Source organism: Runella sp. (genome assembly GCF_027484545.1).
Classification (GTDB): domain Bacteria; phylum Bacteroidota; class Bacteroidia; order Cytophagales; family Spirosomataceae; genus Runella.
This window is the reverse complement of sequence record NZ_JAIXST010000020.1, coordinates 43551-49811: the sequence shown is the minus strand read 5'-3', so window position 1 is coordinate 49811 and position 6261 is coordinate 43551. Positions and strand designations below refer to the sequence as shown.

Here is a 6261-nt window from a genome sequence, read left to right as displayed (position 1 = left end):
CAACAGAGGTTTCTTTCTTGCGATGTAAAACAGGACTTTTTCCACAATCTTTACAAAGTATTCGCTGGTTACCATGACGAGTAAATCCGTTTTTGACGATTGAGTTGCTGCCACATTTGGAGCATTTTTCTAATTTTGTAACTGTGAGCATAAGTTTTTGATTTTTTTGTAGTTTGGTCATTACAAAATTACAAATTTTACTTATGCTTACTTTTCCTATCAACACCTTTCAAAAACTACCATTTCGATAAGTCTTTTGAAGTATTCCGTAAGGCTGATTTTAGTTATGGCATGGCTATGGTCAAGACCAATTTAGGGTATTTAAAAAGTTCTGACAATCAGTTAATCGAAGCTGAAAAATTGTACAGGGAAGGATTAATCCTCGCCGACAATACAGCCCTCAAAACGCGCCTGATGGATAATTTAGCCATGCTTTATTTCAAACAAAAAAAGTATAGGCAAGCTATTTCCTATTTACAACAAGCTATTCATACATACCTCCCGGCATTTGCCGAATACCCTAATATCAACAGCAACCCGTCTCCCAAAACGATAAAATATTGTGCCGAAAAAAACTACCTGCTTGATTTGATTGAAAATAAAGGAAAGGTCTGGTTGGCGCAATATAAACAGGCTAAAAATAAAACCTATTTAATCAATGCTGAAAAAACGTTTTTGGTGGCCGACCAAATGATTGATTTCATGCGATAGGAGCATAAAGGTACTCAATCAAAACTCTTTTGGCGGAACAAAACCCGCTCCATTTACGAGCAGGCCATCGAGATCTGCTACCTGCTCAACGATTACGACAGAGCTTTTTATTTCTTTGAAAAAAGCCGGGCCGTATTGCTCAACGACAAACTCAATGAACTGGGGGCAAAACAGGTCCTTTCAGAAGCCGACCGCGCCAAAGAAATTCAGCTGCAAAGTCGCATAGACGAACTCCGAAAAAAATCAGAAACCGATAAAACCAAAAGTGACCAAACCGAACGGGAATTGTTGATGGCGGAAAATGCCCAAAGTGATTTTATCAAAAACCTTGAAAAAACAAATCCCGCTTATTTTCGATTTAAATATGATACCACAACGATTAATTTAAAGCAAGTACAACAGTATTTGACGTCAAAAGCGAGTACACTGGTTGAGTATTTTGTAGGCGATAGCCTCACCTACGCGATGGTGGTTTCACCAACGGCGGTGAAGATTCAAACGCTTCGATTTGAGCCCAATGATCCGGACGCCTACCTTCGATTCTGCGCGAAAGACATTTCGACCAAGACCGAACTAAATGAGTTTTTGGTAGTGAGCCATAAACTGTACCAGAACCTGATTGCGCCCCTTAAGCTATCCAAAGGCCATTTGATTATTTCCCAAAACGGGGCTTTTTTGCCGTTTGAGGCGTTTAGCCTTTCAGCCTCGAATCCGAGCTATTTGCTCAATGAACATTCGGTTTCGTATACGTATTCAGCACAATTTTTGCTCAAAAATCAACCTTCTTCCGATTTTTGGCCGCAAAAATCATTTTTGGGGGTGGCTCCCGTTCAATTCTCTCAAAAACTCAATACCCTCACTGGTTCGGCTGAATCCATTGAGCGCATTGGCGGCTCGTATTTATGGAAAAGCGAGTTGGTTCATCAAAAAGCCACCAAAAATTCCTTCTTAAATCAGGCGTCCGGGCACCGCATTGTGCAGGTATATACCCATGCTTTTGCCGACAGCACCCAAACCGAGCCACACATTTACTTCGCGGACTCTACGCTTAAAGTTTCCGATTTAGGTAATGCTTCTTTTAAAATCAACCTTTTGGTATTATCTGCCTGCAAAACGGGTGTGGGCAAAGTAGCCAAGGGGGAGGGTGTATTGAGTTTAGCAAGAGGCTTTTCGATGGCGGGTATTCCTTCTACGATTACTAAGCTTTGGAGCGTGGAAGATCAAACGACTTATTCGCTTACGGAGTTGTTTTATACGTATTTGAATGAAGGATTATCCAAAGATGAAGCCTTGTAAAAGGCCAAACTTCACTATATCACCATCCATCCCAACGCCGCTCCGGCCGCTTGGGCAGGGTTGGTATTGATTGGCGATGCTTCTGCTTTACCTTCCAATGCCTCTTGGTGGTGGGGATTGGGAGGATTGGCAGCACTGTTTTTCCTTGGGGGCGTTCGGATGAGACGCAATTTTTCTGCAAAGCATTAATTAAGACTTTTGGGCAGCATTATCAGACCATTTTCTTTTTTTAAAACGTGTGAATGATGCAAGTCTTTGATAAAGTTGTGTAACAACAACTGTCTTTAAGGTACTCACCTTTGAGGAAAAATTAAAGCTTCAAAGGGTACATCATGAGTTACACACCGGAAGAACAACCTACAATAGAAGACACAGCCTATTTAATAGCTCCCCAATGGGCAAAGTTTCGTTTGGATATGCTTCGCTCTTTTCCCTCTCCTTACAAAAACGAAAGAGATTCTTTGGCTGACGGAATCGAAGATGCTATTCGGCAATTGGATCAACTTAAACCCGAAAAGAACGGCGGTCCTGCCTATTTAGGAACAAACCCGGCACTGACCATTGATTTTGAAGATATAAAAGACTCATATTTAAGCCCTAAGATGAATACTTCGACAGAGGTAATCAGGCAAGTAATCAAACTTTTTGAAGGCTTGCCCAATTGGGGTCATCCGCTTACGATGTGTAATGTAAACCCACAGGGAAATACGGCGGCAATTGTGGCAGCAGTCTTATCTGAAATATTTGCACCCAATATTCTGGAGGGCGAATATGCTTGGAATACCCATCAGGCAGAATTGGAGTCGGGGGGGATATTGGCAAACCTTGCAGGATGGGAACCCAAAAAATCAGGCTGCGTCTATACCTATGGTGGCTCAGGTTGTTGGACGTATCATTTAAAATATGCCCTTACCCGAGTTCTTCCCGATTCAAGAAAGAAAGGCATCAGAACTGAAGCAAAAGTAATCTGTTCGCAACAGGCACATTATACGATGCTCAACAGCACCGACTGGATGGGTTTAGGTATGGATAATATTATCCGAATAAAAACGGATGTTAATACCAATGCAATGGATACGCAGCATTTGGAAGAAGTGTTGAGAGATTGCCGGGATAAGGAAATTCCGGTTGCTTCCATCGTTTGTACCATGGCCACCACCGATGCCAATGCATTTGACCCCGTACAGGAAGTCCGCAGGCTACTGGACAACTATCCAAACCCGGAGGAATACGGCAAAGTATTGCTGTATTGTGATTCTGTCATTGGTTGGTCTTGGATAGCTTTTAAGAACTATGATTTCAAAGCCAATCCTCTTGGCTTTTCCGATGCCGTACTGCCTTATCTTGAAAAAAATTACAATGCCGTTAAAGGTATTTTTTATGCCGACGCTTTCGGCGTTGATTTTCATAAAACAGGATTTTCCCCCTATATCAGCAGTGTTTTTGTTTACAAAAATGCAGAAGAGTTTGAGTCACTTCTTTCAAGAGAAGTTCAAGCTTACTTACAGCCCCGTTCGCCCTATAATCCAATGAACTATACTTTAGAAGTTTCAAGAGCCGCAACGGGCTCAATGGTAGGATGGGCTACTCTCAAATTCTTTGGCCATGAAGGCTTCCAGTCAGTTTTGGGAGGCATACTTGAAAATAAAGTTTACCTGCAAAGTCAAATTGCCAAAAAGCTTGAAATGGTGTGTGTTAATTCTTCTGATTACGGATTGGTAACCCTTTTAAGAATATACCCGGCCGGAGTGGATGCTCCTTCTCAATTTGACCTTGAATTGACAAACCCGGATTTTCGAGAAGAGTTGATTAAACACAATAAACTGACGCATGCAATAGGGGACAAACTATTTGAATGGTTTCGTTCGGGTAAAAAAATAAACGGACAGCACACTCCTTATCTCAGCTTTAGTACGGGATTTCGTATGGCTGAATATAACAGGGACTTGAAAGATGCAAAAGCTGTAATCTATGCCATTAAAATGTTTCCGATGAATGTCTACATCACTCCTGAAGTGATGAGTCATGCTTTGAACTGTATCATTGCTGCTCGAGATGAAGTGGTTTTAAGTATAGATAAACAAAGTGTGTTAACTGTTTGAAAATTAACATATTAATCTGGTTGTTGAATAAGATTTAATCTCCCCGCTTTGGATTTCTATTTGATTCAGTTGGGAAAAGATTTAGTGGCTTTTCCTGAGCTACGGCTTGCAGAAGTACGGTAAAAATCAATCCCCATGTCCATGCTACAATCGTGGTTTTATTCATGGTTCCGAAAAAATGCAAAAGGGTTAGAGTTATGCTAACGCAAAATAGAATTTTTGGGTAACTTTATCGGAACATTTTCTTTTTCTTTTATGGAAAAGCTACTCAAAGAACTTCAACAGGCCGATTTGGAACGGCAAACGCGGCGTTATTTTCTACGAACACTCGGCACGGGGCTCGGAACGCTCGGTTTAGGGTCTATGCTTGGTAGTTGTGGGTATTTTGGTAAAGAAGAAACGTTAGCTTCTGCTCCCCTCCAATCTGCTGATCCTATGAGTGTGAGGATGCCGCAATTTGCGCCCAAAGCCAAACAAGTGATATACATCCACATGGCGGGTGCGCCTTCGCAATTGGAATTGTTTGACTATAAACCTGAACTCGAAAAATACCACGGCAAAGATTGTCCGGCAGAGTTTTTGGAAGGGAAAAAATTTGCCTTCATCAAAGGCGTCCCTAAAATGTTGGGACCCAAAGGGAAATTTGCCCAATACGGCCAATCGGGCGCGTGGCTTTCTGATTATTTGCCCTATTTACAGACCGTTGCCGACGAAGTGACTTTTGTGAAGGCAATGCACACCGATCAATTTAACCATGCTCCTGCGCAATTGCTGATGCACACGGGCAGTGCGCGTTTGGGACGGCCAAGTATGGGAGCGTGGACCGTGTATGGGTTGGGCTCAGAAAATAGAAACCTACCGGGTTTTATCGTTTTGGCTTCCGGAGGAAAACAGCCCGACGCCGGTAAATCGGTTTGGGGAAGTGGGTTTTTACCCAGTGTATATCAGGGAGTTCAGTGTCGTATGGGCGGCGACCCGGTTTTGTACGTGTCTGACCCGCAGGGAATGAACCGTGATATTCGGAAGCAGACCATAGAAGCCATCAACGAAATCAATAAGCAAGCCTATGAAGAAGTCAAAGACCCCGAAATCCTGACTCGGATCAGTCAATACGAAATGGCGTTTCGGATGCAGATGTCGGTGCCAGAAGTGATGGATGTGAGCAAAGAGCCGCAATACATTTTGGATATGTACGGCGTAAAACCCGGTGAAGGTTCGTTTGCGATGAATTGTCTGTTGGCCAGAAAATTGGTCGAAAACGGAGTTCGATTCGTTCAATTGTTTGATTGGGGTTGGGATACGCACGGCACAAGTGAAGATGGCTCGGTAGAAGTCGGTCTTCATAAAAAATGCAAAGCCTCAGATCAAAGCGTTACGGCGTTGTTGAAAGACCTTAAAATGAGGGGCTTATTGGATGAAACGCTGGTGGTGTGGGGTGGGGAATTTGGACGTACACCGATGCAGGAAAACCGCGATGGACAGGTTTTGCCTTACTCAGGTCGCGACCACCACTTAGATGCCTTTACCGTTTGGATGGCGGGTGGTGGCGTCAAAAAAGGGTTTTCTTTTGGCGAAACCGATCCCTTGGGCTATGCCGGGGTCAAAGACCGAACTCATGTTCACGATTTACAGGCGACGATTCTGCATTTAATGGGTTTCAATCACGAAAAATTTACTTATCCTTTCCAAGGTCGCAATTTCCGTTTGACCGATGTGGCAGGGAAAGTAATTCGGCCGATTTTGGCTTAAACCAAGGATACTTTCATTAAGTTTTGGGCAAAAGCATGAATGGCAGATTCTATTTTTTGAACCTGTTGGGCAGAAGGATGCTTAACGCCCGACACATATTGCCTCAGTAAGGCTTTGTTGATACCTGCCTTTTCTGCGATAGAATTGATCTTTAGAGGAGAAAATAAATCGAAGAACGCTGTTAAATCGTAGCGATAATCAAATTCTATACTTTCAAGGGTAACACCCTTCCAGTACTCGTCTTCTTTTCCTTCGTTTTCTAAAAAGTCTTCTATTAGTTCAAGCATATTTTGAGTAATTTCTGCTTCAGAATTACCCATTGTGACGTTGAGAAATCCGGGAGCTTCTACTCGTCCCCAGATTTCGCCGTCTCCTTTTTCTATAATTATCGTTAATCGCATTT

The 6261-nt window shown here is 42.7% G+C and carries 7 protein-coding genes; 4 read left to right on the top strand and 3 right to left on the bottom strand.

Annotated elements, in window-relative coordinates; translation table 11 throughout:
* Positions 1–297: 297 nt before the first annotated feature.
* Positions 298–711: a tetratricopeptide repeat protein gene (locus Q0081_RS01630; RefSeq protein ID WP_298348526.1), complete on the top strand. Its 414-nt coding sequence runs from the start codon at positions 298–300 to the stop codon at positions 709–711.
* Between the two features lie 135 nt (positions 712–846).
* Entirely contained in the window at positions 847–2007 is a 1161-nt protein-coding gene (locus tag Q0081_RS01625) for a CHAT domain-containing protein (protein WP_298348524.1), read from the top strand.
* A 14-nt stretch (positions 2008–2021) separates the two neighbouring features.
* Here the strand turns inward: Q0081_RS01625 and Q0081_RS01620 are convergent, their stop codons facing one another.
* Positions 2022–2177: a hypothetical protein gene (locus Q0081_RS01620; protein WP_298348522.1), complete on the bottom strand. Its 156-nt coding sequence runs from the start codon at positions 2175–2177 to the stop codon at positions 2022–2024.
* Positions 2178–2339: 162 nt separating this feature from the next.
* Between Q0081_RS01620 and Q0081_RS01615 the strand changes: the two genes are divergently transcribed.
* Positions 2340–4109 carry a pyridoxal-dependent decarboxylase gene (locus Q0081_RS01615; protein ID WP_298348519.1) on the top strand — a complete coding sequence of 590 codons (1770 nt, stop codon included), beginning with the start codon at positions 2340–2342 and terminating at the stop codon, positions 4107–4109.
* A gap of 34 nt (positions 4110–4143) precedes the next feature.
* On the opposite strand, the gene Q0081_RS01610 is transcribed toward Q0081_RS01615, so the two are convergent.
* The gene (locus tag Q0081_RS01610; RefSeq protein ID WP_298348517.1) at positions 4144–4275 is read right to left on the bottom strand and encodes a hypothetical protein; all 132 of its coding nucleotides are present in this window, start codon (positions 4273–4275) and stop codon (positions 4144–4146) included.
* Between the two features lie 89 nt (positions 4276–4364).
* Here Q0081_RS01610 and Q0081_RS01605 point away from each other — a divergent pair, with 89 nt between their 5' ends.
* The gene (locus tag Q0081_RS01605; RefSeq protein ID WP_298348515.1) at positions 4365–5858 is read left to right on the top strand and encodes a DUF1501 domain-containing protein; all 1494 of its coding nucleotides are present in this window, start codon (positions 4365–4367) and stop codon (positions 5856–5858) included.
* Here the strand turns inward: Q0081_RS01605 and Q0081_RS01600 are convergent.
* Positions 5855–6259 (bottom strand): hypothetical protein, encoded by a 405-nt coding sequence (locus tag Q0081_RS01600; RefSeq protein ID WP_298348514.1) that lies wholly within the window; start codon positions 6257–6259, stop codon positions 5855–5857. The two genes, Q0081_RS01605 and Q0081_RS01600, sit on opposite strands and share 4 nt — an antisense overlap.
* Positions 6260–6261: the final 2 nt, after the last annotated feature.

Excerpts from the sequence above, each read along its gene's own strand:
- Q0081_RS01630 (WP_298348526.1), top strand. The coding sequence starts at position 298 with ATGGTCAAGACCAATTTAGGGTATTTAAAAAGTTCTGACAATCAGTTA.
- Q0081_RS01615 (WP_298348519.1), top strand. The coding sequence starts at position 2,340 with ATGAGTTACACACCGGAAGAACAACCTACAATAGAAGACACAGCCTAT.
- Q0081_RS01610 (WP_298348517.1), bottom strand. The coding sequence starts at position 4,275 with ATGAATAAAACCACGATTGTAGCATGGACATGGGGATTGATTTTTACC.
- Q0081_RS01605 (WP_298348515.1), top strand. The coding sequence starts at position 4,365 with ATGGAAAAGCTACTCAAAGAACTTCAACAGGCCGATTTGGAACGGCAA.
- Q0081_RS01600 (WP_298348514.1), bottom strand. The coding sequence starts at position 6,259 with ATGCGATTAACGATAATTATAGAAAAAGGAGACGGCGAAATCTGGGGA.